The organism is Acerihabitans sp., assembly GCF_036398755.1.
Classification (GTDB): domain Bacteria; phylum Pseudomonadota; class Gammaproteobacteria; order Enterobacterales; family Enterobacteriaceae; genus Acerihabitans.
Map to the genome: position 1 here is coordinate 1 of NZ_DASWOM010000110.1, position 25,360 is coordinate 25,360.

Annotated in this window: 27 protein-coding genes and 1 tRNA gene; 10 read left to right on the top strand and 18 right to left on the bottom strand. The window is 58.1% G+C overall.

The window, feature by feature from the left end; translation table 11 throughout:
- Window positions 1–61: 61 nt before the first annotated feature.
- Window positions 62–137 (bottom strand) — tRNA-Phe (locus tag VGC33_RS18340).
- A 443-nt stretch (window positions 138–580) separates the two neighbouring features.
- Between VGC33_RS18340 and VGC33_RS18345 the strand changes: the two genes are divergently transcribed.
- A complete protein-coding gene (locus VGC33_RS18345) occupies window positions 581–1,171 on the top strand; it encodes a hypothetical protein (protein ID WP_331122217.1) in 591 nt (196 codons plus the stop codon).
- A 695-nt stretch (window positions 1,172–1,866) separates the two neighbouring features.
- Window positions 1,867–4,023 (top strand): ornithine decarboxylase, encoded by a 2,157-nt coding sequence (gene speC, locus VGC33_RS18350; protein ID WP_331122218.1) that lies wholly within the window; start codon window positions 1,867–1,869, stop codon window positions 4,021–4,023.
- A 51-nt stretch (window positions 4,024–4,074) separates the two neighbouring features.
- Here speC and mltC read toward each other — a convergent pair whose 3' ends face one another.
- From mltC to mutY, 3 genes are read right to left on the bottom strand one after another with little or no spacing between them, the layout of a single operon-like run.
- Window positions 4,075–5,139 (bottom strand): membrane-bound lytic murein transglycosylase MltC, encoded by a 1,065-nt coding sequence (mltC, locus tag VGC33_RS18355; protein WP_331122219.1) that lies wholly within the window; start codon window positions 5,137–5,139, stop codon window positions 4,075–4,077.
- A gap of 59 nt (window positions 5,140–5,198) precedes the next feature.
- A complete protein-coding gene (locus tag VGC33_RS18360) occupies window positions 5,199–5,471 on the bottom strand; it encodes an oxidative damage protection protein (protein ID WP_331122220.1) in 273 nt (90 codons plus the stop codon).
- 2 nt (window positions 5,472–5,473) lie between these two features.
- Window positions 5,474–6,574, bottom strand: a complete 1,101-nt coding sequence (gene mutY / locus VGC33_RS18365; RefSeq protein ID WP_331122221.1) for an A/G-specific adenine glycosylase — start codon at window positions 6,572–6,574, stop codon at window positions 5,474–5,476.
- A 170-nt stretch (window positions 6,575–6,744) separates the two neighbouring features.
- On the opposite strand from mutY, the gene trmB reads away from it, so the two are divergent.
- Window positions 6,745–7,464, top strand: coding sequence for a tRNA (guanosine(46)-N7)-methyltransferase TrmB (gene trmB, locus VGC33_RS18370; RefSeq protein ID WP_331122222.1), 720 nt, complete (start codon window positions 6,745–6,747; stop codon window positions 7,462–7,464).
- A gap of 28 nt (window positions 7,465–7,492) precedes the next feature.
- Complete coding sequence (locus VGC33_RS18375; RefSeq protein WP_331122223.1) at window positions 7,493–8,218, top strand: YggN family protein; 726 nt, start codon at window positions 7,493–7,495, stop codon at window positions 8,216–8,218.
- A 5-nt stretch (window positions 8,219–8,223) separates the two neighbouring features.
- Here the strand turns inward: VGC33_RS18375 and hemW are convergent, their stop codons facing one another.
- The 6 genes from hemW to VGC33_RS18405 all read right to left on the bottom strand — a co-directional run bounded on the left by hemW (window position 8,224) and on the right by VGC33_RS18405 (window position 12,479).
- Window positions 8,224–9,357, bottom strand: a complete 1,134-nt coding sequence (gene hemW / locus VGC33_RS18380) for a radical SAM family heme chaperone HemW (protein ID WP_331122224.1) — start codon at window positions 9,355–9,357, stop codon at window positions 8,224–8,226.
- The gene (rdgB, locus tag VGC33_RS18385) at window positions 9,350–9,943 is read right to left on the bottom strand and encodes an RdgB/HAM1 family non-canonical purine NTP pyrophosphatase (protein WP_331122225.1); all 594 of its coding nucleotides are present in this window, start codon (window positions 9,941–9,943) and stop codon (window positions 9,350–9,352) included. The genes hemW and rdgB overlap by 8 nt, the downstream gene beginning before the upstream one ends.
- Before the next feature lie 67 nt (window positions 9,944–10,010).
- Window positions 10,011–10,319, bottom strand: a complete 309-nt coding sequence (gene yggU, locus VGC33_RS18390; RefSeq protein ID WP_331122226.1) for a DUF167 family protein YggU — start codon at window positions 10,317–10,319, stop codon at window positions 10,011–10,013.
- Entirely contained in the window at window positions 10,316–10,870 is a 555-nt protein-coding gene (locus VGC33_RS18395; protein WP_331122227.1) for a YggT family protein, read from the bottom strand. Before VGC33_RS18395 ends, yggU begins: the two co-directional genes overlap by 4 nt.
- Window positions 10,871–10,922: 52 nt before the next feature.
- Window positions 10,923–11,744 (bottom strand): pyrroline-5-carboxylate reductase, encoded by an 822-nt coding sequence (proC, locus tag VGC33_RS18400; protein WP_331122228.1) that lies wholly within the window; start codon window positions 11,742–11,744, stop codon window positions 10,923–10,925.
- Window positions 11,745–11,765: 21 nt separating this feature from the next.
- Entirely contained in the window at window positions 11,766–12,479 is a 714-nt protein-coding gene (locus VGC33_RS18405; RefSeq protein ID WP_331122229.1) for a YggS family pyridoxal phosphate-dependent enzyme, read from the bottom strand.
- 16 nt (window positions 12,480–12,495) lie between these two features.
- Here VGC33_RS18405 and VGC33_RS18410 point away from each other — a divergent pair, with 16 nt between their 5' ends.
- Window positions 12,496–13,494: a type IV pilus twitching motility protein PilT gene (locus VGC33_RS18410; RefSeq protein WP_331122230.1), complete on the top strand. Its 999-nt coding sequence runs from the start codon at window positions 12,496–12,498 to the stop codon at window positions 13,492–13,494.
- A 208-nt stretch (window positions 13,495–13,702) separates the two neighbouring features.
- Here VGC33_RS18410 and rhaR read toward each other — a convergent pair whose 3' ends face one another.
- Both rhaR and rhaS read right to left on the bottom strand, forming a co-directional pair.
- Complete coding sequence (gene rhaR, locus VGC33_RS18415) at window positions 13,703–14,590, bottom strand: HTH-type transcriptional activator RhaR (protein WP_331122231.1); 888 nt, start codon at window positions 14,588–14,590, stop codon at window positions 13,703–13,705.
- A 105-nt stretch (window positions 14,591–14,695) separates the two neighbouring features.
- Window positions 14,696–15,523 carry an HTH-type transcriptional activator RhaS gene (gene rhaS / locus VGC33_RS18420; protein WP_331122232.1) on the bottom strand — a complete coding sequence of 276 codons (828 nt, stop codon included), beginning with the start codon at window positions 15,521–15,523 and terminating at the stop codon, window positions 14,696–14,698.
- 464 nt (window positions 15,524–15,987) lie between these two features.
- Between rhaS and rhaB the strand changes: the two genes are divergently transcribed.
- From rhaB to rhaM, 4 genes are all read left to right on the top strand, one after another.
- Window positions 15,988–17,460 carry a rhamnulokinase gene (gene rhaB, locus VGC33_RS18425; protein WP_331122233.1) on the top strand — a complete coding sequence of 491 codons (1,473 nt, stop codon included), beginning with the start codon at window positions 15,988–15,990 and terminating at the stop codon, window positions 17,458–17,460.
- Window positions 17,457–18,719 carry an L-rhamnose isomerase gene (locus VGC33_RS18430; RefSeq protein WP_331122234.1) on the top strand — a complete coding sequence of 421 codons (1,263 nt, stop codon included), beginning with the start codon at window positions 17,457–17,459 and terminating at the stop codon, window positions 18,717–18,719. The genes rhaB and VGC33_RS18430 overlap by 4 nt, the downstream gene beginning before the upstream one ends.
- Before the next feature lie 6 nt (window positions 18,720–18,725).
- On the top strand, window positions 18,726–19,553 hold the full coding sequence (gene rhaD, locus VGC33_RS18435; protein WP_331122235.1) for a rhamnulose-1-phosphate aldolase: 828 nt from the start codon (window positions 18,726–18,728) through the stop codon (window positions 19,551–19,553).
- 95 nt (window positions 19,554–19,648) lie between these two features.
- Window positions 19,649–19,963, top strand: coding sequence for an L-rhamnose mutarotase (gene rhaM / locus VGC33_RS18440; RefSeq protein ID WP_331122236.1), 315 nt, complete (start codon window positions 19,649–19,651; stop codon window positions 19,961–19,963).
- A gap of 47 nt (window positions 19,964–20,010) precedes the next feature.
- Here rhaM and ruvX read toward each other — a convergent pair whose 3' ends face one another.
- The 5 genes from ruvX to endA form a co-directional block, all read right to left on the bottom strand.
- The gene (gene ruvX, locus VGC33_RS18445) at window positions 20,011–20,454 is read right to left on the bottom strand and encodes a Holliday junction resolvase RuvX (protein WP_331122237.1); all 444 of its coding nucleotides are present in this window, start codon (window positions 20,452–20,454) and stop codon (window positions 20,011–20,013) included.
- Window positions 20,454–21,017: a YqgE/AlgH family protein gene (locus VGC33_RS18450; RefSeq protein WP_331122238.1), complete on the bottom strand. Its 564-nt coding sequence runs from the start codon at window positions 21,015–21,017 to the stop codon at window positions 20,454–20,456. Before VGC33_RS18450 ends, ruvX begins: the two co-directional genes overlap by 1 nt.
- A gap of 120 nt (window positions 21,018–21,137) precedes the next feature.
- Window positions 21,138–22,085, bottom strand: coding sequence for a glutathione synthase (gene gshB, locus VGC33_RS18455; RefSeq protein WP_331122239.1), 948 nt, complete (start codon window positions 22,083–22,085; stop codon window positions 21,138–21,140).
- A gap of 11 nt (window positions 22,086–22,096) precedes the next feature.
- Window positions 22,097–22,828: a 16S rRNA (uracil(1498)-N(3))-methyltransferase gene (gene rsmE, locus VGC33_RS18460; protein ID WP_331122240.1), complete on the bottom strand. Its 732-nt coding sequence runs from the start codon at window positions 22,826–22,828 to the stop codon at window positions 22,097–22,099.
- A gap of 118 nt (window positions 22,829–22,946) precedes the next feature.
- Complete coding sequence (endA, locus tag VGC33_RS18465; protein WP_331122241.1) at window positions 22,947–23,642, bottom strand: deoxyribonuclease I; 696 nt, start codon at window positions 23,640–23,642, stop codon at window positions 22,947–22,949.
- A 179-nt stretch (window positions 23,643–23,821) separates the two neighbouring features.
- Here endA and VGC33_RS18470 point away from each other — a divergent pair, with 179 nt between their 5' ends.
- The gene (locus tag VGC33_RS18470) at window positions 23,822–24,802 is read left to right on the top strand and encodes an alpha/beta fold hydrolase (protein WP_331122242.1); all 981 of its coding nucleotides are present in this window, start codon (window positions 23,822–23,824) and stop codon (window positions 24,800–24,802) included.
- A 21-nt stretch (window positions 24,803–24,823) separates the two neighbouring features.
- Here VGC33_RS18470 and VGC33_RS18475 read toward each other — a convergent pair whose 3' ends face one another.
- Complete coding sequence (locus VGC33_RS18475) at window positions 24,824–25,351, bottom strand: SprT family zinc-dependent metalloprotease (protein ID WP_331122243.1); 528 nt, start codon at window positions 25,349–25,351, stop codon at window positions 24,824–24,826.
- Window positions 25,352–25,360 lie beyond the last annotated feature (9 nt).

A 25,360-nucleotide genomic window follows, 5' to 3' on the forward strand; every position in this document is an offset into this window, starting at 1 on the left:
AATCCCAAAATGCAAAAAACCAGCCGTTAAGCTGGTTTATCTAAAACTGTTTTTTCAAAAATGGTGCCCGGACTCGGAATCGAACCAAGGACACGGGGATTTTCAATCCCCTGCTCTACCGACTGAGCTATCCGGGCAACGGGGCGCATTAAACCGTATCGCGGAGGTGGCGTCAACGGCTTTATCGCCTTTGTCCGTTCGATCGGCCAGTTTTCATGCAGTTTACCTACCTCGGCAGGCAAAACCCTGCTGAGTTTTAAATAAGCGCGGTTAAAAACCAATACCGACATGATGAAGTGAGTCAATTTGTGATTGACCCTTGTTAACAAATGATTTTTTTATTAATTTTATCCTCATAGTAAAATGTGAATGTGCCGATATTTAAGTAGGTTATGGTGTGTGAATGACGCTGGTTTTTCTATTTTTCACCCTCGTCATAAGGTAATAATGATATTAAACGCCCTGATGATGGAAAATTATTATGCAATAAAGCCGCATTTGGCGAGGGAACATATTATGTCGCTAAGGTTTTGATTTTACGTCTTCACCCTCCTGGCATAAAAGGAAAAATGTTGACCCGATGTTTATTGCAAGTAGCTCCATTCTGGTCAAAGATTCCTTATTCAGAGTGGTTTATATACATACCGCCGTTTACAGCAAAAGTCACAAGATGCTTTTGCCTATATCAGTCAATTTTAATAAGGAGGTTATGATGATATCAACACAGCATGGCCAGATGCCTGCTTTACAGAATGTAATAGACCCCCGGCGGGAGCAACGCCAAGCGGATTCCCGTGATGGCGCCGGCCAGGCGCCGGCATTAAGCACCATCATCGCGGTAAATTCAGCTAGCCAGAAATTCGAAGTCATCGCCGCGCTCACTATGGCTGTGGCGACTGTTGGCCAAATCGCCCTGGGGGTGAGCTTTATTGCGGTACGCAACGAGCGGGATGATTCATTAATCTATGGCGCGGCATTAGGCGCGGTTACCGGCGCTGTCGGTGGGCTTATAAGCGGCACATGGGCCGGCCGGTCATATATTGATGATGAAACACGCCAGCGGAATGTTATGAAGTTGAATATTTCATCTGCTACAGGAGGTATATGCGGCCTGCTTACGGGTCTGTTGGCCGGGGGAATGGAAGGGGCGGTATTATCTCATATTTTTTGATAGTTTCCCGTTGCGGGTGGATGCGCGAAGGAACGGCATACGCCACGGCCATAATTATTGGCGCGCTGGTGAATATCAATCCAGGTCATTTGGGCATGAGGAGTCTGTCTAATCTTTGCCGCCGGATATGGCGGTTTCGTCAGAGAATAACCGGCCGCTTATCGGAGGAGGGTTTGATTGATAAGGCTTTAGAGAAATAAGATATGTCATAATTTATCAGAATTAATTAATTCAATTATTTATCAAAAGGTTATTATCAAATTGAGGTTTTTCATTTTTAATATTTTCACTTGAATCCGGCGTAAAAAAATGCAATTATTGCGCAAATTTGTCTTATCTCTTTTGCAAGGTCTTTGGGAGCTGCCGGTATGAAACATTCCATGCTGCTGCGTTATAGCGTCGGGCATCTTTGCCTGATGTTATCCGATCTTTGCCCAAACGATCTTCGCCTCCGAAGCACACCCCTGCTCACCATGCGGTGAGGGTATCTCCCGGCTTCCTGTTAAGCAGTCGTAAAAACAGAGGTTGGCTCTGATTTTACGGATGCTTATCGGCTGCTGTTAATACCAGTATTTCCGATAACTTATTGTTTCCAGGTATGGAAACAATGGACATCTTAAGCGGGATGATACGTTGTTCTCCCTTCGCGTGCTCTTAGGCACATACACTCATCCTTAACCTTTGGGATAGGTGACATGAAATTATTAAAAATAGCAGCCAGTGCGGCCTTCGCCGATCGTTTGTCTACCGAGCGGGACATCGTGTTGCTGGATAACACTGATTTTTGCGATGTAGCGGCGCTGGTGGTGTCGGTCGCCGACGCGCGGGCGGGCGTGCTCAGTATTCTGCGCAATACCGGGCTGTCGATTCCGGCTTTTGTCGCCGTGGACGACAAGGCGCAGGCTGCTGATGTCATCCTGCCGCCGCAGACCGGCCTGCTTATCCTCAATGGCGCGCAACCCCATGGGCCGATACTTGAAGCCGCCGCCGCCAGCTACCAGCAAAGCGTGCTGCCGCCGTTTTTTTCCACGCTGACCCAATACGTGGCCATGAACAACAGCACCTTTGCCTGTCCCGGCCATCAGGGCGGCCAGTTTTTTCGCAAGCATCCGGCCGGGCGCCGGTTCTATGAATTTTTCGGCGAAAACATGTTTCGCGCCGATATGTGCAATGCCGATGTCAAACTGGGCGATTTGCTGATCCATGAAGGCTCGGCGAAAGAAGCGCAAAAGTTCGCCGCCAAGGTGTTCAATGCCGATAAAACCTATTTTGTGCTCAACGGCACGTCGTCGGCCAACAAGGTCGTCACCAACGCGTTGCTGACCCGTGGCGATCTGGTGCTGTTTGATCGTAATAACCATAAATCCGTTCATCATGGGGCCTTAGTCCAGGCGGGCGCGACGCCGGTCTATCTGGAAACCGCCCGCAACCCGTTCGGACTGATCGGCGGAATCGACGCCCATTGCTTTGATGAGCGTTACCTGCGTCGGCAGGTGGAGGAGATTGCTCCCTGGCGCGCCGGGCAGCAGCGTCCGTTCCGCCTGGCGGTGATACAGCTGGGCACCTATGACGGCACTATCTATAACGCGCGCCAGGTGGTGGATAAGATAGGCCATTTGTGCGATTACATCCTATTCGATTCCGCCTGGGTCGGCTACGAGCAGTTTATCCCGATGATGGAGCAGTGCTCGCCGTTATTGCTTGATCTTAATGAACATGATCCGGGCATTTTTGTTACCCAATCGGTGCATAAACAGCAGGCCGGTTTTTCGCAAACCTCGCAAATCCATAAAAAAGACGCGCATATCAAAGGGCAAAAACGCTTTTGCAATCATAAACGCTTTAATAACTCGTTTATGCTCCATGCTTCCACCAGCCCATTCTATCCCCTGTTCGCCGCGCTGGAGATTAATGCCAAAATGCATGAAGGCGCCGCGGGCCGGCGTTTGTGGCTGGACTGCGTTAAACTGGGTATTGATACCCGTAAGGACATGCTGGCGCAGTGCCGCCTTATCAAGCCGTTTATCCCCGCAAGCGTCGGTGGCAAGCGCTGGCAGGATCACGATACCGACGCCATGGCCCATGACGTGCGGTTCTTTGATTTTGTGCCGGGAGAATCCTGGCATGCGTTCAGCGGTTATACCGAGAACCAGTACTTTGTCGATCCCTGCAAACTGCTGCTGACCACGCCCGGCATTGATCGGATGAGGGGGAATTATTCGGCGTTCGGTATTCCGGCCACCATCCTCGCCACCTATCTGCGCGAAAATAATATCGTGCCGGAAAAATGCGATCTCAACTCGATCCTGTTTCTGCTGACGCCGGCGGAAGACGCGCCGAAAATGCGCAGGCTGACGGCGGCGCTGGTGCAGTTCGAACGTTATATCGAACAGGATGCGCCGTTAAGCGAGGTGTTGCCGAGCATCTGCGAAAAATATCCCGACCGTTACCGGGACTATACGCTGCGCCGCCTGTGCCAGGAAATGCACGATCTGTATGTCAGCTTCGACGTGAAGCAGCTGCAGCGGGAAATGTTCCGCCGTGATTACCTGCCCCAGGTGGCGATGAATCCGCAGGAAGCCAATATGGCCTTTGTGCGCGGCGATGTGGAACTGATCCCTATCAGTAAGGCGGAAGGCCGTATTGCCGCTGAAGGCGCGCTGCCTTACCCTCCGGGCGTGCTGTGCGTGGTGCCGGGCGAAGTGTGGGGCGGGGCGGCGCAGCGCTATTTCCTGGCGCTGGAGGAGGGGTTAAACCTGCTGCCGGGCTTTTCGCCGGAGTTGCAGGGGGTCTACGCGGTGCGGGAAGAGGACGGCGTGCAGCGTCTGTACGGCCACGTTATCGGCAACTAGTCCACAGCGGCCCCGTTGCCGGGGCCGCCATGCTGGCTATGGCGTCATTACCTAGCGGTAATGTTTCTGCAGGCTGCTCACCTTATACAGATAGCGCCGCGACTCGGCGGAAGGATGCTGGGTCGACAGTTTCTGGTACACCTCATCCGGGTCCAGGTCGTTGATAACCGAAAACGCCCGGTTCTTGTCGCTGGAGAACACCCGCAGCACGCTGCCCGCGCCGCCGTTATAGGCGGTGATCACCGCATAACGCCTGGAGGTGGGATTGACTATTCCCGCCAGGTAACTGGACTGCAGCAATGCCAGGTAGGCGGTGCCGGTATCGATATTGTTTTCCGGATCGAACAGGTAGCTGCGGCTCGGCTGACCCCATTTGCCCTTCATCTTGAACACGTCGCGTCCTGCGCTGTGCTGTACCACCTGCATCAACCCCAGCGCATCCGAGTGGCTGACCGCGTACGGGTTAAAACTGGATTCGGTCTGCATAATCGCCAGGATCAGCGACTGGTCGACGCCGTATTTCTGTGATGCGTTACGCACCATCGGCAGATATTTATGGGCGCGTTTATCCAGGTGGTTAGCCACCAGTTGGATGGTAACCGACCAGATTTGATGCAGGCCGGAGGTGCGCTGCTGCAGCCGGGTTTGCAGCAGGTAATCGGCGAAGTGGGCGGCGCGCCATTCCCAGCGGATGGGATCGCCGTTGTTATCCACCACCTGGCCGTACAGGAAGGGCTGCTTACTGATCTGGATATCGTTGACGTCGGAATACAGATCGATGGAGCCGGGGTTGTCGCCCATCAGCAGCGTGCTGATAATCGCCTGGCGCAGATGCGAGGCCGGATCGCCGGCGATGGTCTCGATGGTAATGGTCCCGGCGTCAAAATTGATATGGCTACGGGTCTGGTATTGATCGGTGTATTTGACGTAATCCTTCGGCCCGGCGATCAGGACCTCGTTTATGCCCCAAATATTTTCAATATTGTTGGCGAACTGCCCCATCAGAATATCAAACCCATTGGTATCTTTAACATAGGCCTCGGTATCTTCGGTCTTGTGGCTGGAGCACGAGAACAACAGGGGCGCTATTAACAGCAAAACTAATGTTTTCTTCATCTTACGGGCCGTGTCAGAACGAGATAGGCAAAATGGGCCTGCTTGTGCTCATTTAGTATTTATGCTTGAGGCGGCGTGTACCCTTCGACATGCACGTCCTGGCCTTCGAACAGAAACTTAATCATTTCCTGTTCCAATATCTTCCGGTCGGCGAGGTTCATCATGCTGAGCTTTTTTTCGTTGATAAGCATGGTCTGTCGGGTTTGCCACGTGGCCCAGGCTTCCTTGGAAATATTGTCAAAGATGCGTTGGCCCAATTCTCCGGGGTAGAACTTAAAATCCTGGCCTTCGGCCTCTCGTTTCAGAAAGGTACAATAGATGATTCTGCTCATTGTTATTCCTCTTCGTTGGCAGGATGGCGCAAGGCCGGGTGCCGCGGGCTGCCCGCCGGCGATTTTGCCACCTGCGATAACAGGCGTTCAACCGGCGCGGCCAACCCCACCGACGGCGGCTGCGCTAAGTTATACCAGAGTCCGGCGCCTTCATCCATGCAGCGCTGCTCGCCGTCCGTATTTAGCAGCACCGGGACGATATCCAGGTGGAAATGGCTGAAGGTATGGCGAAATGCCGTCATCTGCTCGCCCTTTTCTATATCCAGGCCGCGGCCCTGGAGCCAGGCGGCCAGATCCTGGCGCTGCGCAAACTGCGGGAAGCAAAATAATCCGCCCCATAGCCCGACCCCCGGGCGCTGTTCAAGCCAAATCCGCTGGCCGGACCGCAGCATCAGGAACCAGGCGGTTTTTTCCGGCATCACCTGGCGCGGCTTCTTGCCCGGATAGAGCGCCCAGCCGTGCGTGGCATAGGCCTCGCAGCCGGTATGCAGCGGACACAGCTCGCATTTCGGCCGCGTGCGGGTGCATACCAGCGCGCCAAGGTCCATCATGGCCTGGTTGAACTGCCCGACGCCGTCGGCGGGGGTCACTTGCGCGCTCAGGCTCCAGAGCCGCTGCTCGACCTCTTTTTTGCCGGGCCAGCCGCTTACGGCAAAATAACGCGCCAGCACACGCTTCACATTGCCATCAAGAATAGGATAATGCTGGCCAAGCGCCAGTGATAATACCGCGCCGGCGGTGGAACGGCCGATGCCGGGCAGGGCGGTAATGTCCGCAAAGGTGGAGGGAAACTCACCACCGTGCCTGTCGGCAATCAGTTGGGCCGCCTTGTGCAGATTGCGCCCGCGGGCGTAATAGCCAAGCCCGGTCCACAGGTGCAGCACTTCATCCTGCGGCGCCGCCGCAAGCGATGCCACCGTGGGAAATTTTGCCATAAAGCGCTGGAAATAGGGGATAACCGTGGCGACCTGGGTCTGCTGCAACATGATCTCCGACAGCCAGACCTTGTACGGCGTCTTGTCCAACTGCCAGGGGAGTGTTTTGCGCCCGAAGCGCCGGTACCAGTCCAGCACTTGTTGCGCGAACAGTTGCGCTTGTTTCATCAGTGGGGTATTACTCTCCGGCTGGTCAAGGTGTGAAAATATCAGGCTGCGATTCCAGCACAGAGTTGCCATACTGTAAACAGGAACTTTCCGCTAGCGCCCACTTGCTAATCAACGCTATCTTTGCATAATGCGCGATTGCCAATTAATTTGCCGACAATGAAACCACTATGAGCAATGACGTTATCTCCCATGAATTTGACGACCAGGGACGGCCGCTGCGCCGCATCCGCAGCTTTGTCCGCCGCCAGGGCCGCCTGACCAAAGGGCAGCAGCTGGCGATCGACCAGTTGCTGCCGGTCATGGGCGTCGAATACCGGCCTGAACCGATTGCGCCGGTTACTTTATTCGGCCGCGAGGCGCCGCTTACGCTTGAGATCGGATTTGGCATGGGCGCGTCATTGGTGGAGATGGCGGCGGCGCATCCGGAACAGGATTTCCTGGGCATCGAGGTGCATCTGCCCGGCGTCGGCGCCTGCCTGCTGAGCGCGCGCGAAGCGGGCATCGGCAATCTGCGGGTGATGTGTCACGACGCGATTGAAGTGCTGGAGCATATGATCCCGGACCAAAGCCTGGCCCTGGTGCAACTTTACTTCCCCGATCCCTGGCACAAGGCGCGTCATAATAAACGGCGCATCGTGCAGACGCCGTTTGCCGAACTGGTTGGGCGCAAGCTGCGGGCCGGCGGCGTATTCCATATGGCCACCGACTGGCAGCCCTACGCCGTGCATATGCTGGCGGTGATGAGCGAGATGGCGCAATTCCATAATCTATCCGACCAGGGGGACTATGTACCGCGTCCCGATTTCCGGCCGCTCACCAAGTTCGAGCAACGGGGCCAGCGGCTGGGCCACGGGGTTTGGGATTTAATGTTCGAAAAAAGTGTCTGATGTTTGACCTTTATTTTCAGGAGAACGTATGTTGCGCAAAGCAGTTCTGGGTATCTTGATGTTAACCGCCTGGCAGGCGCAGGCGGATTATCAGTGCCAGGTAAAACCGCAGGACGATATCTTTATCACCGCGCAGAGCGTGCAGGTGGTGGGGGCCAGCGGCAACCTGACCATCGGCCGCAATGGCGATGTGACGCGTAACGGCCAACCGGTGGCGCTGGATGCGGACACGCGCCGGCAGGCGGTGGATTACCAGGCGGAGATACGCCGGCAGTTGCCCTGGATTGACAGCGGCGCCCAGGCCCACCTGGAAAAGGGCCGCGTGGCGCTGGATCGGGTTATCGTGCAGCAGTTGGGCAGCGACAGCAACGTGCGCAACCGCCTGACCACCCTCGATAAACAGCTTAAGCAGCAGATGAACCGTATTCTGGAGCATCGCAGCGAAGGCCTGGCTTTTCATCACCAGGCCATTGACCAGGTGCGGCAGGATGGCCAGAGCATCGTGCAGCAAAGCATGGGCGGGGTGGTGCAGGACAGTCTCAACGAGATGGGCGTCAAGCAGGCGATGAACGCCGCCACCGGCAGCAGCCCGCTACAGTCGGTGATGGGTAACCTGGGCGGATTGCAAAAGGCGATCCAGGCGGAATGGGGCAACCAGGAACAGGAATTCAGGCAGTTCGGCGACCAGGTCTGCCAGCGGGTGACCAATCTTGAACGCCAGCGCGGCGACCTGCTGAAATCCCTGGGGCAATAACCCGCTCAGTCCATAAACAGTTCCAGCAGCGGATTGAGGAACAGTTTGCCTTTTTCCGTCACCTGCCATTCAGCCGCGCTCTCGGTGATGTATCCCCCGGCCAGCGCGCTATCCAGCGCCGCGCGCGCCGTGCTTTCATCCAGCCCGGTAAACGCGGCGTATTCCAGGCGTGGCGTCGGCTCCAGCAGACGAAAGCGGTTCATGAAAAATTCAAACGGCAAATCTTCCGCCGCCACCGCATAACGTTTGTCCAGGTATTTCCCCTGCATATAGCCGCGCGGATGACGCACTTTCACCGTGCGCAGCACAGGTCCGTCGGCCTGGGTTAATTTGCCGTGGGCGCCGCAGCCAATCCCCAGGTAATCGCCAAAACGCCAGTAGTTGAGATTGTGGCGGCATTGGAAACCGGGCCTGGCATAGGCTGAGGTTTCATACTGCCGGTAACCGGCGGCCGACAGCAGCTCATTTCCCTGCTGGTAGATATCCCATAGCGCGTCGTCGTCGGGCAATAAAGGCGGACGCGAGCCGAATAGCGTGTTCGGCTCTATGGTCAACTGATACCAGGACAGGTGCGGCGGCTCAAGCGCTATGGCCTGGCGCAGGTCGTCCAGCGCCTGCGCCAGCGTTTGGTCGGGCAGGCCGTGCATCAGGTCCAGGTTAAAGCTGCCGAGCTCCAGGCCGGCGGCCAGGAGGGCCGCGCGCCGGGCCTCTTGCGCGTCGTGGATCCGGCCGAGGCGCAGCAGTTTTTCCGGCTGGAAACTTTGCACGCCGATGGAAATACGGTTAACTCCCGCCTGCTGGTAGCCGCGAAAACGGTCGGCCTCGACGGTGCCGGGATTGGCTTCCATGGTGATTTCCGCCGAGGGGCTCACCGGCAGCCGCGCGCGCACGCCGTCGAGCAAAAGCTGCATTGCCCGCGCGCTGAGCAGGCTGGGGGTGCCGCCGCCGATGAAGATAGTGCTGATTTCCCGGCCGCCGGTAAAACCCGCATCCTGATCCAGGTCCGCCAGGAGGTGGCCGACGTACTCCTCGTGCGGCACGTCGCCTTTCAACGCATGGGAATTGAAATCACAGTAAGGGCATTTTTGCACGCACCACGGGATATGGATATACAGGCTTAGCGGCGGCAAATTACGCATGGCGCAGGGCGTCCAGCAGCAGCGTCAGCGCCTGGCCGCGATGGGATACGCGCTGTTTTTCCGCGCGCGTCATCTGGCCTGCGGTGCGGTTTTCGCCCGGCAGGTAAAATACCGGATCATAGCCGAAGCCGCCCGTGCCTGACGGCGCCCGGCTGATAACGCCGCGCCAGCCGCCGTGGCAGACCAGGGGCGTGGGATCAAGCGCATGGCGTAGATAAACCAGTACGCAGTGGAAACTGGCGCCGCGCTGGTCATCCGGCACGTCCCGCATGACGTCGAGCAATTTTTCCAGGTTTTGCCGATCGGAGGCCGCCGCGCCTGCGTAGCGGGCGGAATAAATGCCCGGCGCGCCGCCAAGGCTGTCCACCGCCAATCCCGAATCATCGGCGATGGCCGGCAGGCCGGTGGCCGCCGCCGCATGGCGCGCCTTGAGAATGGCGTTTTCAATAAAGGTCAGGCCGGTCTCCTCGGCGGAGTCGACCCCGAGGGTGGTTTGCGCCACCACGTCCAGGCCGAAATCCGCCAATAAGTCCGCCAGCTCGGCCACTTTGCCGGCGTTGCCGGTGGCCAGTACCACTTTTTGCATATCCTCTGTCCACCATGGGTTATTCAAGTATCAGGCGCGGAAAAACCCGGCGCCGGCGATGCCCGCCTCAGGCATCGGCGGCGTTGTCCGCCAGCAGTTGCGCGATAAGCGCGGGCAGGCGCGCGGGTTCGCTTATGCGTAGCTGTTTATGGCGGCCCAGTTCGCCTTTTTCTATCATAACCCGGCTCTTGGCCACGCCAAACTGTTTGGCCATAAAACGGGTGAGATGTTCGTTGGCCTGGCCGTCCACCGGCGGCGCGGTGATGGCAACCTTGATTTCGTCGCCGTGCGGGCCGACCAGCCGATCGCCACTGGCTTTCGGCTGGATATAAAGTCGCAATACCACGTCGCCCGCGTCGAGCCAGGCGCAGGTCACAGCCGGTACCACAGCGTCGGGAACAGATCCATGCCCATGTAGTTGAATAAATACAGGATCAGGATCACCACCATCGCGGAGAAATCAATGCCGCCCATGGCGGGAATAATGCGGCGCACCGGCGCCATCAGCGGCTCGCTAAGCTGGTAGAGCACCTGATCCATCGGGCTGCGCCCCTGGCTTATCCAGCTCATTAACGAGCGGATGATAATCACCCAGAAAATCAGCTGGCCGGCTGATTTTATCAGCGTCAGCAAACCCACCAGCAGATACAGCGGGTCGGGCGTCACGCCGCCGAGCTGGATCAGCATTTCCAGCGGAAACTTCAGCGTGGCCAGGATAAACGCCAGCAGCAGCGACGCCGTATCGATGGGACCCAGGGAGGGAATAACCCGGCGCATGGGTTTGATAACCGGCTGGGTGATTTTAACGATAAATTGTGAAAACGGATTATAAAAGTCGCAACGGGTCCACTGCATCCAGATGCGCAGCAGCAGCACCATGATATAAAAATCAAATAGCGTCTTGACCAGAAACGTCAGCGTCAGCATAAGAGGGTAATATCCTTAATAGCGTTAAAATGCACGATTACGGCAAAAAAAATCAGAATAATTTTTCCATCTCTTCAGCGCGCGCAACCGCGGCTTGCATGGCGTCGGCTACGGTACGCGCCAGCTGATGTTGTTCTAATACCTCTACCGCGGCGGCGGTGGTGCCTCCTTTGGACGTCACATTCCGCCTGAGCGTGGCGAAAGGCGTGGCGGCATTGGCGTCTGCCAGGGCGGCGGCGCCGGCGGCGGCCTGACGGACCAGCAGGCTTGCCGTCTCCTGGTCAAAACCCATCCTGACCGCTTCCCGCTGCATGGCTTCCATAAACAGGAAAAAATAGGCCGGCGCGCTGCCCGCCGCCGCGATAACGCCGTTAATACCGCTTTCCTCCTCCACCCAGCATACTTTACCCACCGCCGTCATCAGATCGGCGGTAAAGTCGCGATCTTCCCGGCCGACCTGCTCCGGGGCATACAGACCGCTCATGCCCTTGCCGATCAACGACGGGGTATTGGGCATGATGCGCACGATGGTTAACGGCTCGCCGAGCAGGGCGTAAAACCGGCTAACGTTAACACCGGCGGCGATGGAAAGCACCAGTTTGCCGGAAAAATCCATTCCCTGGCGCAACTGCGCGCAAACCTCGGCCATTAACTGCGGTTTTACCGCCAGGACCACCACCTCCGCCCGGCTGGCGCCCGCCAGGTTATCGGCGCTCTCACGCACGCCCAGGCGGGCGGCAAGCCGCTGGCGGTTGTCCGGCGACGGCGCGCAGACGGTGATTAAATCCGCCGGGTAGCCGGTGGCGACCAGACCGGCGACGATGGCCTGGGCCATGTTGCCCGCGCCGATAAAGGTGATTCTACGCTGTTGCATGCTATTCCTCATGGTAATGGGTTAAGCCGTCGGCGCCTGGTAGTCCCTGGCGCCGAAAATCGCGGTGCCGATGCGCACCAGGGTACTGCCGGCGGCGATGGCGGCCGGCATATCGTCGGTCATACCCAACGACAGCGTATCGGCGTCGGGATGACGATGGCGCAGATCGGCAAATAATGCCGCCATTTGCCGGAAAACCGCCAACTGGCGCTGATAATCCGCCTGCGGGGCGGGAATGGCCATCAGGCCGCGCAGCCGCAGCCTGGGCAGCTCCGCCACCAGGGCGGCCAGTTCCGGTAGCCGGTCGGGCGCAATGCCCGACTTGCTCGCTTCGCCGCTGATGTTGATTTGAATCAGCACATTGAGCGGCGCCATCGACGCCGGCCGCTGGTTGTTCAGGCGTTGCGCCAGTTGCAGCCGATCCAGGGTATGCAGCCAGTCGAAATGCTCCGCCACCAGCCGGCTTTTATTCGACTGTAGCGGGCCGATAAAGTGCCAGCTCAGCGCGGGGGTAAATGCGTTCTGCTGGAAATAGCTGATTTTTTCCAGGCCTTCCTGGACGTAGTTTTCCCCAAAGGCGGTTTGGCCCGCCCTGATGGCTTCTTCGATAGCCGTCACAGGTTTGGTTTTACTTACCGCGAGCAGGGTGATCTGTTGCGGATCGCGGCCGCATTGCCGCGCAATCAACGAGATTCGTTCTGTTACCTGCTGTAGATTCTGCTCGATAGTACTCATGGTTTCAGGAGGTCATATGGATATTGATGAACTGGTGGCTCTTAGTGTAAAGCATAATGCGTCCGATCTGCACCTTTGTCCCGGCCAGGCGCCGATACTGCGAATCGACGGCGGCTTGAGCTGCCTGGAACGGCAGCCGCCGGTGCGGGAAGAGTGGGTCATCGCCTGCGCCGACCGTTTACTGGATGAGCGCGGGCGCCGGCAACTGGCGCGTGACGGCCAGGCCGACTGCGCGGCCACCGCATATGGCCGCCAGCGGCTGCGCTGCCACTTTTTCCGGCAGCGCACCGGCACGTCGGCCACCTTTCGCATCATACCCACGCAAAGTCCGTCGCTGGCCGACCTGGGCATCCCGCTTATGATAAAGGGGCTGCTCAAACAGCCGCAGGGGCTGCTGCTGGTCACCGGCGCCACCGGCAGCGGCAAATCCAGCTCCATGGCGGCCATGGTGGAATACCTTAACCTGCACCGCCGGCTGCATATCATCACTTTGGAAGAACCTATCGAGTATATTCATTCGTCCGGGCGCAGCCTGATTCAGCAGCGGGAAATCGGCGGCCACTGCCAGGATTTCAACGCCGGGCTGCGGGCCGCCATGCGCGCGGATCCGGACGTGATCCTGTTGGGGGAACTGCGCGATGAGGCGGGCATCCGCCTGGCCCTGAGCGCCGCCGAAACCGGGCATTTGGTCCTGGCCACCCTGCATGCCCGCCACGCCGCCCAGGCGGTGGACCGGCTGCTGGATGTGTTTTCCGCCAATGAACGCGCTTTTGCCCGCGGCCAACTGGCGGGCAGCCTGCTTGGGATCATGGCGCAAAGGCTGGTGGCCAGGGAGCAGGGCGGGCGCATGGGGCTGTTTGAGCTGATGATAGCCACTCCCGCCGTGCGCAACCTTATCCGCGACGGCAAAACCCATTTGCTGCCGGGGCTGTTGCAGGCCGGCAATGCGCACGGCATGCAGACTTTTGAGCAAAGCTACCGGCGTATCACCTCCGGCGACTATCTCTACCAGTAAAAAAATGCGTGATGCGCACCAGGGGGCGAGGGCATAACCATTGCAAAAGCGGGGAGGTAGTATAAAATCGCCGAAAACCGGCGCGCATGGCGGATTATGAACCGATATAGACGCCAAATAACGGCAAACGCCAAGAAAAAACGAGAAAAAAATGAGAAAAGTAACCTGGATTTTTATACTGATTGCGCTGGCGGTATGGTACTTCACTTCAAAGCAATAACGAATCAACCGCGCCGGAGGGTTTCTTCCCGTCCTGGTTTTTTTGAAACCGCTGGCGATATTCCCGTGGCGAGACGCCAAAGGACTGGTTAAACACCACGGAAAAATAATTGCTGTCGTCAAAACCACAGCGTGCCGCCACCTCGCCGATGGTCTGTTGCCCGTGGCGCAGCAAGTCCATGGCCTTGCACAGTCTTAATTGCCGTAAATACTGATTAACCCCGAAGCCGGTCTGCTGCTTGAACACCGCTTTAAGGCTACGGGCATTAAGCTGGTGCCGCCGGCAAAAGTCCTCCAGCCGGAAAGGCTGTTCGATGCTGACGCGCAGCGCCATCAGCAGTAAATCCAGCTGTTCGGCGTCGGAAAGCAACGGGCTGTCGGGGGCGTGGCGAAACCGCTTCAACAGCAGCGCCACCTGCAGGAATAATGCTTCGCTCAGCAGGACGGACAGCGGATCGGTTTTCATGCATTCCCGCGCCAGCGCGTCCACCTCGCGGCGCAGGACCGACATGCCGGGCGTGCTCAGCCGCCAGTACCGTTGCTCCTGCGCCGCGTCCTCGCCCGGCAGCAGCGCTTCCCAATCAGCGGACAGGGTCAGCCGGCGGCGGCAATAAAGAATATTTTCCAGCTCCAGCTCGTTGGCCGACTCATAGCTATGGCGATCGCGGGCATTGACGTAGAACAGATCGCCGCAGGTAATGGCATAGGGCACATCATTAAGGATATGCAGCCCATTGCCGCGCCAGACAATCACCAGTTCGTCAAAATCATGATAATGCGTGGGGAAAATCGGCTGCGGATGACGATCCGCCACCGTGATTGCATTTTTATCCGACAGGAAATAATCGGTGGTACTCAACTTCAGGTTAGACACCATCAGACTCCCTCAGCGCCTGGGCAAGAGAGGGAGCATGGCATAACGGGCGCAATAAAAATTTGAGACTGGCGACAATTGTCATATTTTTCCGCCAGCTACCGGCGATCAGTGTTCACCATGGCGCAGCATTTTGGGCGAGTGGGAAAACTCACGCCGGAACTGTGTGGAAAAATGATTACTGTCGCTGAAACCGCAGGCATGGGCTATCTCGGTAATGGTTTTGTCGCTCTCCAGCAGCCGCTTGCGCGCTTCCAGCAGGCGCAGCCGGTTAAGGTAACGCTGGGGCGTCATGCCGGTCTGCTGTTTCAACTGGCGGTGCAGCGTGCGCAGCGGCAGTGAAAACTGCTCGGCCAGCGACATCCAGTCGATATCGTTGCAGAAATTATGCTGCAGCCAGCGCAACAGGTCGCGCAGGCGCTGTTCGCGATCCCCTTCGCCCTGGCTTTGGAAACAGCCATGGCGCAGCATGATCAAAAGCTGTAAAAACTGCCCTTCGCTGGCGGCAATGCCTTCGGGAGAGGTATCCTTCGTCAGGTCGGCCAACTGCTGGATAAATTGTCTGGCCTGCTGCATGCCCGCATGGTTTATCTGCCAGTTGACCTGGCTGTCCGGCAGGTTCTGGGCCGGCAGGAACCGGCTGATGTCGGTTAAAAACCGGAATCCATGCGGTGAGCGATAAAGCACGTTGGTCATTATCAGCTCATCGACATTCTCAAATAAATGGTGATCGTCCGCGCGGATAAAGCATACGGTGCCGCTATTCAACACATAGGGCTGATCGTTGAAAACGTGAATGCCCGACCCTTTTTCCACCAGGACTATTTCCCAGAAATCGTGATAATGCTCAGGGAACGCCGTTTGCGGCACCCGTGGTTCTATGGTGACCGTCGCGTCTTTGGAAATAAAAAAATCATCACCACAAAGTAGCGTCATCTTCGGCACCTTACCGTTATCCGGAGCTTATATCCTCGCCATATTCCACGCGGCGGGTGCATTGACCCCATCCGCCCACCCCGGTGGCCATGCTTCCGGGATAAGCGGGGTTGCCGCCTTCGCGCAACGCGAAATAGCTAGAGTCGAAATAGCTAAAGTATAGTACGGCGCCTGGCAGGGGGCGTGCCTTGAATATATGACCGTCATCGCAGACTTTAAGGTTATTTTTTAAAGATTGAGCGGGGAATATTCAAAATTGAGGTCGGGATCACAGGCGGGTATAAATCATCCATTTCATCACCTGCGGTTATTTTCCGTGAGTAAACTAATACTGTTTATGTGATCGATTTCACATTCATCTTGACTATTCTGCCACCGGCCCTGCCATGTTGGCATTCACCGGAAGGTGGCGTTCGTTTATTGTTAATACACTGCCGGTCATAGAATGAAAGAGGATATTCACTATGGCCGTACGAAATTGCGTAGCTGTCGACCTCGGTGCGTCCAGTGGCCGGGTCATGCTGGCTCAATGGCATTCAGCCGCGCAAAAATTAACGCTTAAACAAATCCACCGTTTCCCCAACACCTTTATTGCCGTCGACGGGCACGACTGCTGGGATCTGGACCAGTTGGAAAGGGAGATTCTCACCGGCCTGGCCCTTGCGGAAAAAGACGGCGCCATGATCGACAGTATCGGTATCGATACCTGGGGCGTGGATTACGTGCTGCTGAACGCCCAGGGCGAACGGGTAACCTGCCCGGTGTCTTATCGCGATCACCGCACCGACGGCGTTATGTCCGCCGTGCTGGCCGATTTGGGACGCGAGCAGGTTTACCGGCTCACCGGCATTCAGTTCTTATCTTTCAATACCCTGTATCAGCTAAAGGCCTGGCGCCGGCAACAGCCCGGCGGCCTTGACCCGGCGGCGCATATGCTGATGATTGCGGATTATTTTTGCTTTCGGCTGACCGGCGCGCTCAATTGGGAATATACCAACGCCAGTACTACCCAAATGCTTAACCTTGCCACCGGCGACTGGGATCCCTCGCTGCTCGAATACCTGGGCATCCCGGCGCGCTGGCTGGGCAAACCCACGCAGCCCGGTAATACGCCAGGCTACTGGCTTAGCCCGGGCGGCCAGAGGGTGCCGGTCATCGCCGTGGCGTCCCATGATACCGCCAGCGCCGTGGTGGCCGCGCCGTTGCATGGCGACGGCTGCGCCTACCTGAGTTCCGGTACCTGGTCGCTGATGGGCATCGACAGCGATCGTCCGTTTAACGACGACCGCGCGCTGGCGATGAATATCACCAACGAGGGCGGCATCAACGGGCGCTATCGGGTATTGAAAAACATCATGGGATTATGGCTGCTGCAGCGGGTATGCCGCGAACTGGCGATAACGGACCTTGAGTCCTTGCTGGCGCACGCCGCCGCCCGGCCTGCCTGCCGGAGCCTTATCAATCCCAACGCTGAACAATTTATCAATCCCCGGTCGATGGTTGCGGCCATCCGCCAGACCTGCCGGGAACAGCTCCAGCCGGTGCCGGAGGATGCCGCCGCGCTTGCGCGCTGTATTTTCGACAGCCTGGCCATGCTGTACCGGCAGGTGCTGCTGGAACTGGGCCGGCTGCGCGGCGCGCCGTTAAACCGGCTGCATATTGTCGGCGGCGGTTGCCTGAACCCTTTGCTTAACCAGCTTTGCGCCGACAGCTGCCGGATACCGGTTACCGCCGGGCCGGTGGAAGCCTCGGCGCTCGGCAATATCGGCTGCCAGCTGATGGCGCTGGGAGACGTGCCCGACGTCGCCCGCTGGCGCGATGTTGTGGAATCCAATTTCCCATTACGTCATTACACCCCCGGCCCCGATACCCATTTCGCCACGCACTGGCAACGTTTTTTGGCGCTCTGCCATCTGAAAGAGGAAACTTTATTATGAGTCAATCCATTGAACAAGCCTGGATCCTGGCTAAACAGCGGTTTGCGGATATCAATGTCAACGTGGAGGGCGCGCTCGAATTACTCGATACCCTGCCGATATCCATGCACTGCTGGCAGGGCGATGACGTGGCCGGGTTTGAAAATACGGGCGGCGCGCTGACCGGCGGCATTCAGGCCACCGGCAATTATCCCGGCAAAGCGCATAACGCCCGGGAGCTGCGCGCCGACCTCGAGCAGGCGTTCAGCCTGATCCCCGGACCCAAGCGGCTCAACCTGCACGCCATCTACCTGGAGGCCGACGGCAAGGTGGAACGCAATGAAATCGAGCCGAAGCATTTTTCCAACTGGGTCGGCTGGGCGCGTGAACAACATCTGGGGCTGGATTTCAACCCCACCTGTTTCTCCCATCCGCTGAGCGCCGACGGGTTCACCCTGTCCCACGCCGACGACGGCATCCGCCGGTTCTGGATTGAACATTGCCGGGCCAGCCGCCGCGTCTCGGCCTATTTTGGCCGGGAGCTGGGCACGCCGTCGGTGATGAATATCTGGATCCCCGACGGTATGAAGGATTTGACCATCGATCGCCTGGCCCCCCGCCAGCGCCTGCTGGAGGCGCTGGATGCCGTGATGGCGGAAAAGCTGGACCGCAACCACCATATCGACGCGGTGGAAAGTAAATTATTCGGCATCGGCGCGGAAAGTTATACCGTCGGCTCCAGTGAATTTTATCTCGGTTACGCCACCAGCCGCGGCACCGCCCTGTGCCTGGACGCCGGGCATTTCCATCCCACCGAGATGATTTCCGACAAGATTTCCAGCGCCATTCTGTTTGTGCCGCGCCTGCTGCTGCACGTGAGCCGCCCGGTGCGCTGGGACAGCGACCATGTGGTGCTGCTGGACGATGAAACCCAGGCCATCGCCACTGAAATCGTGCGCCAGAAACTGTTCAACCGGGTACATATCGGCCTGGATTTCTTTGATGCCTCCATTAACCGTATCGCCGCTTGGGTCATCGGCACCCGCAATATGAAAAAAGCGCTGCTGCGCGCGCTGCTGGAGCCAACCGAAGAGCTGCGCCAACTGGAGCTGCGCGGCGACTATACGGCGCGCCTGGCGCTGCTGGAAGAGCAGAAATCGCTGCCCTGGCAAGCGGTGTGGGACAAATACTGCCAATTGCACAATGTACCGGTAGGCGGCGATTGGCTGCAATCGGTACGTGAGTATGAACGCGCAACGTCAACAACACGCAAAGGATAACAAGCTATGCAAACAATACTCACTTCCTGGTTTGTGCAGGGAATGGTCAAGGCCACCACCGACATGTGGCTCAAAGGCTGGGATGAACGCAACGGCGGCAACGTCAGCCTGCGCCTGACCCCGGAAGACGTGGCGCCGTACCGGGATGAGTTCACGCCCCGGCCGCGCACCGAAGCGCTGACCGAGCCGGTGCCTGAGCTGGCCAATACCTATTTTCTGGTGACCGGTTCAGGTAAATTTTTCCGCAACGTCCAGCTATCGCCATCGGATAACCTGGTGTTGCTGCGGGTGAATGCCGCGGGCGATGGCTACAGCATTCTGTGGGGCCTGACCGCCGGCGGACTGCCGACCTCGGAACTGGCGTCCCATTTCCAGTCGCACGTGGTGCGCAAAGAGGTGACGCAGGGCAGCGGGCGGGTGATTATGCACTGTCATGCCACCAATCTGATCGCCCTGAGTTTTGTGCTGAAGCTGGACAGCGCGCATTTTACCCGCGAACTGTGGGAAGGCAGCACTGAATGCCTGGTGGTGTTCCCCGACGGCGTGGGCATCGTGCCCTGGATGGTGCCCGGCACCGATGGCATCGGCAACGCCACTTCGGCGCAAATGCGCTCCCATTCGCTGGTGCTATGGCCATTTCACGGCATTTTTGCCAGCGGACCGACGCTTGATGACGCCTTTGGACTTATCGATACCGCGGAAAAAGCGGCCGAGATCATGGTTAAAGTGCGCTCCATGGGCGGTAAAAAGCAGACCATCAGCCGTGACGAACTGATTGCGTTGGGGCAGCGTTTCGGCGTTACGCCGATGGCTGCGGCGCTGGACGTCGAGTAGGCGCCCGCGCCGGGCGTGACCGGCGTTAACGCGCCCGGCGGTAAGGCGGGCCGGCCCACGCCGGTTCTCCCCCATTATTGAGAAGAGCGTTAATCATGATCACAAAGGCCTTTGTCATGCAGGTCAATCCTGACGCCCACGAGGCGTACCGGCGGCGTCACAATCCCATCTGGCCGGAGCTGGAACACACCCTTAAAGACCACGGCGCTCATCATTACAGCATTTTTATGGACGAGGAGCGGCATTTGCTGTTCGCGTATGTGGAAATTGAGTCACAGGCGCGCTGGGACGAGGTGGCCGCCACCGAGGTGTGCCGGCGCTGGTGGAAACATATGACCGACGTGATGCCGGCCAATGCGGATAACAGCCCGGTAAGCCGCGAGCTGCGGCCGGTTTTTTATCTGGAGTGAGTGATGCAACCTGGACAGGATGCCCAGGCATGGGCGTTAGCGGGCAATCATGACCTGGGAGGATGGCGCACCGCCAGCAACCGCTCGAACCAGCTTTCCAGGATCACCACCGCCGACCCGGCGTCGACCCGGCCCTTGTTTAACGCACGATAGCCGCCGCGCTCGAACAGATCGGCGCGCGCTTCGACGGTGCTCAGGCGTTCATCGTGCAGCACCACCTCGAAACCAAAACGGCCGTGCAGCCGGCCGGCGAATTTACGCGCCTTGACCGTCAGCGGCTGTTCGGTGCCGTCCATATTCAGCGGCAGCCCCACCACAATTACATCCGGCTGCCATTCCCGCAGGAGTTTTTCCACCGCCAGCCAGTCCGGTACGCCTTCCTGGGCCTTGAAGGCCGCCAGGGGACGGGCGGTGCAGGTGACTTCCTGGCCGATAGCCACGCCGATGCTTTTGGTGCCGAAATCAAACGCCATCATGGTACGGTTGGTCATCAGGCGTGGCCCGCTTCGTTGGCGATATTATGGATATCGATACCCAGCTTTCTCGCCGCATCGCGCCAGCGCGACGCAATGGGCGTGCGAAACAGGATATCGCTGTCGGCCGCAATGGTCAGCCAGGCATTTTCCAATAATTCCTGTTCCAGCTGCCCTTTGTCCCAGCCGGCATAACCCAGCGCCACCAGAACATCCTGCGGCTGCTGCGCGGTCCCGAGGGTTTCGAGCACATCCTTGGAGGTGGTAATCATGGTTTCGTCGGAGATGCCGATGCTGGAGCCGAATCCCTCGCGGGGGGTATGCAGGATGAAACCCCGATCGTCCGCCAGCGGGCCGCCGGCGAATACCGGTTTATCCAGGCGGATCGCCGGATCGCGCTCGGCCGGCATGATCTTGAGTTTGTGCAGCACGGTTTCGACGGTGAACTGCTCGACCGGTTTGTTGATGACGAGTCCCATGGCCCCGTCGTCGTTATGCTCGCAGATATAAATCACCGCGCGTTTGAACATAGGGTCTTGGAGTGAAGGCATGGCGATAAGAAAGTGATGCTGTAAATTCATTCTGTTTTTTTAAGGTGATTAGTTTAATAAATAGGCGAACAGCAGTATGCGGCTAATTGATGGATATGTCACTGGCCGCAAGCGAATTACGCCCGCGGCCCGTGTAAATCAGCTTTTGCTCTAGCGGCCCAAGCGTTTCTCGATGGCATCCATCAGCATGCCGGTAATGGAAATGGGAAAGGCGGCTTCGATTTCCCGCACGCAGGTCGGACTGGTGACGTTAATTTCCGTCAGCTTATCGCCGATAATGTCCAGACCGACAAAAATCAGCCCTTTTTCTTTCAGGATCGGGCCGACATCGCGGGCAATCTTCCAGTCGCTTTCCGTTAACGGCCGCGCCTCTCCGCGTCCGCCCGCCGCCAGGTTGCCGCGCGTTTCACCCGTTTTGGGAATGCGCGCCAGGCAGTAAGGCACCGGCTCGCCGTCCACTACCAGCACCCGTTTGTCGCCATCCTTGATTTCCGGCAGGAAGTTTTGCGCCATGCAAAAATGCTGGCCGTAGCCGGTCAGGGTTTCGATAATCACCGATAGGTTGGGATCGTCTTTTTTTACCCGGAAGATCGAGGTGCCGCCCATGCCGTCCAGCGGTTTGAGGATAATGTCGCCATGTTCGTGCCAGAAGGCGCGGATATGATCGTCGCGGCGGCTGACCAGGGTGTCGGGGGTATGGTGGGCAAACCAGGCGGTAAACAGCTTTTCGTTGCAATCGCGCAGGCTGCGCGGCTTGTTGACGATAAGCGCGCCTTTGTCTTCCGCCCGCTCGAGGATATAGGTGGCGTAGATAAATTCGGTATCGAACGGCGGATCCTTGCGCATCAGGATGACGTCGAGATCGCCCAGATCGATATCCTGTTCGCCGTGGAAACTATACCATTCGTCATAGTCCTGTTTTACCGCCAGCAGGCGGGTGCTGGCGCGCGCTTCGCCGCCGCGCAGGTACAGCGAGCTCATTTCCATGTAATGGATTTGCCAGCCGCGGCGTTGCGCTTCGAGCAGCATGGCGAAACTGGTGTCTTTTTTAATGTTGATGGAGGATATGGGATCCATCACGATGCCGAGCTTTAACATTTGTTTCTCCTTTAACCCAGATCGCCGAAACGCACCTGCAGTGCGGTAATGACGGTGAGCGCTGTGGTTTCTGTGCGCAAAACACGGGGCCCCAGCTGGATTTCGGTAAATCCATGGCTTGAGGTCATGGTTATTTCTTCCGGGGACAGGCCTCCCTCCGGACCAATCAGCAGCCGCACCTTGTCCACCGGCAGCGGCAGGGTATTGATACTGTTCGCGGCGCGCGGGTGCAGGTTGAGCTTTAACCCTTCGTCCCGCTCGGCGCACCAGGCTTCAAGGTCCATGGCTTCCCGAATCAGCGGCAGGCTGTTGCGGCCGCACTGCTCGCAGGCGGCGATGGCGATTTTGCGCCATTGCTGGATTTTTTTCGCCATGCGTTCGTGGTCCAGCTTGACCCCGCAGCGCTCGGAAAACAATGGCGTAATGACATTCACCCCTAATTCGATGGATTTCTGGACGGTGAATTCCATCTTCTCACCCCGGGACATCACCTGGCCTAAATGCAGCTGCAACGGGGACTCGACATTTGCCGGACGCGAGGCGATGATATTGGCCGTAATGCTTTTTTTCCCCGCCGCGGCAATCTGTGCCTCGAAGATGTGATTGCTGCCGTCGAACAGATGCAGCAATTGTCCTTCGGACATGCGCAGCACGCGCGTCAAATGGTGCGCGGCGTCTTCGTCGAGCGCCACGACGCCCTTGGCCGGGAGCGGGCCGGGATGATAAATACGGGGTATTCGCATGCTTCTCTCGTTTTTAATCCTGATGGGTGCGCTACGCGTGATTTTACCGGGCCATGATGCCCGTTCCAGGCTTATGTGCCAATCTGTCAGAAGTATTGACGCTAAGCCAGCGGTTTTATCACTGGCAAGCCCGCTGAATATAAGGGTTGGCGTTGCCCTGCACCTTTTCAATGCGCCGGTTGCGTTCGCATTCCCAGGCGGTGACCGGGTACTGCCGATCCCAGACGTCGAACAGCTGGTTTTGCTGGCTTGAGATACGCAGATGATAACGGTCGCGCATATAAAAATAGGTGCGGGCAATGGCGCCGCGCGCACGCGCCGGCGGTTCGGCCTGGCGGTTCTTGAAGTCGATTTTCATGGCGCACTGGCCGTATTGTCCCTCGCCGCCGCGCCATTGGCTGTACTGGAAATTGCCCCGATCGCCGTTGACTTCGCCGACCGCCGGCTGCAGGTTGTGCAGGTCGGTTTCCATTTGGCGATAATCGGCGTCTTTGGCGCAGTTTTTGCGGCCCCCTTCCCGCCAGCATTGATGCTGATGGCCGAATTCCCACGCCGGCACCACATGTTCCCATTCGATGCGGTTGGCGCGCAGGATGCTTTTGCGCACCTGGTAACCGCATGACTCCAGATCCGGCGTGCCTTTTTTCCCCTGCCAGCCTATCTTGCATCCGCAATAAAAATCACCCGGCGCATCCTGATTGATTTTCACCGCCGCCGCTTTTGCCTGGCTGAAGTTGTTGATGTTTTGCGCCAGGGCGGCGTCGGCGATCGGCAGTAGGAAAAAACAAAGGAACCAAATTAATCTGTGTGGCATCGTCGGCATCATTAAAAGGAAAACCGCAGGGTAACCAATCCCGGCGGCGCAGGCAAATCGAAGCGGCAAATATTCCCGGCGGCCATCGTTATCGATCCGCCGCCAACCGATAGCGCTTGATTAGGAAACGATCATTTCCTATATTGAAAGCCACCCTACAGTGTTTGCGGAGAATTTTTATGACTGACCCTATACCATCACCCTCCTTTGCGGATGGGTTCAGGCTTACCCCGGCGGATCCCGTGGCCCGTCCGGTGAGTGGACTTGGCGGATTTGTGCATCGCTTTGCCACGGTGGCGGGGATCAGGATGCACTATGTCGATAACGGCAGTATTGATAACGGAAGTATCGATAACGAAAACGCGCAAGAACGCCCGGTGGTGGTGCTGCTGGCCGGCTTTCCCGAAAGCTGGTTCGCCTGGCGTAAAGTCATGCCGCTGCTGGCGCCGGCCTATCGCGTGATTGCCCCCGATCTGCCGGGACAGGGAGATTCTGATCGCCCGCAGGGGGGCTACGACACGGAAAGCCTGGCCAAAACCGTACACGGTTTGCTGCGCCAACTGGGCATCCGGCGCTATTTCCTGGCCGCCCATGATATCGGCGCCTGGGTGGCCTTTCCCTACGCGGCGCTGTATGGCGACGAAGTGCGGCGTCTGGCGCTGCTGGATGCCGGCATTCCTGGCATCACGTTACCCGATGCGCTGCCCACGGCGCCGGACCGGGCCTGGCGCACCTGGCATTTTGCCTTCCACGCCATCCCTGACCTGCCGGAAGTGCTGATTACCGGGCGCGAGCGGGAGTACCTGGACTGGTTCCTGCGGCGCAAAACCGCAAATCCCCAGGCGTTTAGCGAGGCGGATATCGACGAGTACCTGCGGACCTTCAGGCAAGACGGCGGGCTGCGCGCAGGGCTGGCCTATTACCGGGAAGCGGCGGTCTCCGCCGCGCAGAACCGTCGCCTGGCGGGCGGCGGCAAGCTTGGGATGCCGGTATTGGCGCTGAGCGCCGATCAGGGTTCCATAACCGATATGGCCGCGCCCCTGCGGGCATTTGCCGACCCTGTGGCGGGCGTAATGGTGCCCAACTGCGGGCATTTCCTGCCGGAGGAGCAGCCCGCGGCGGTGGCCCGTGAATTGGCCGGGTTCTTTGACGCCGGTTAGGTTAAGTCCGGTGCTCTGCCGTTATTCAATCACATTTTCGGCGTCTTCATCGCCGGCGAAACGCAGCACATCGCCGCACTGCCGACAGCGATATAACGACTCGCCGCGCACGATGCGGTTATGGCGGCGCACCGTCAGTTCATGACGCTGGCAGGCGCATTGGTAGCGGTAGGTATTGACGCGCACCGTCGCCAGGTCAAAGCCATGGGTGCGGCGGGGCTCGGTATGCAGCACGTTTGCCATCATCCAGCGCCATTCCCGCCCGTGGGGCGCCACGCGGCCGAACCGGTGAAACACCAGCAGATGAGCCAGCTCATGGGGAATAACCTCGTCGATAAAGTCGTCCCGGTTGGCCAGCAGCAATACCGGATTAAGCCGGATTTCCCACTTATCCGGCCAGGCGGTGCCCGCCGAGGTGCCGCGCAGCTGATAATTCAGCTGCGGCTCGGGGAAGGTGGTGTTGAAATAGTCCCCGGCCTGACGCAGCTTTTCGCGCAGGCATGACATAACGGCTTGATGAAGGGCGATGGGGATGCGGTTCGGTTTCATAATGGCAAG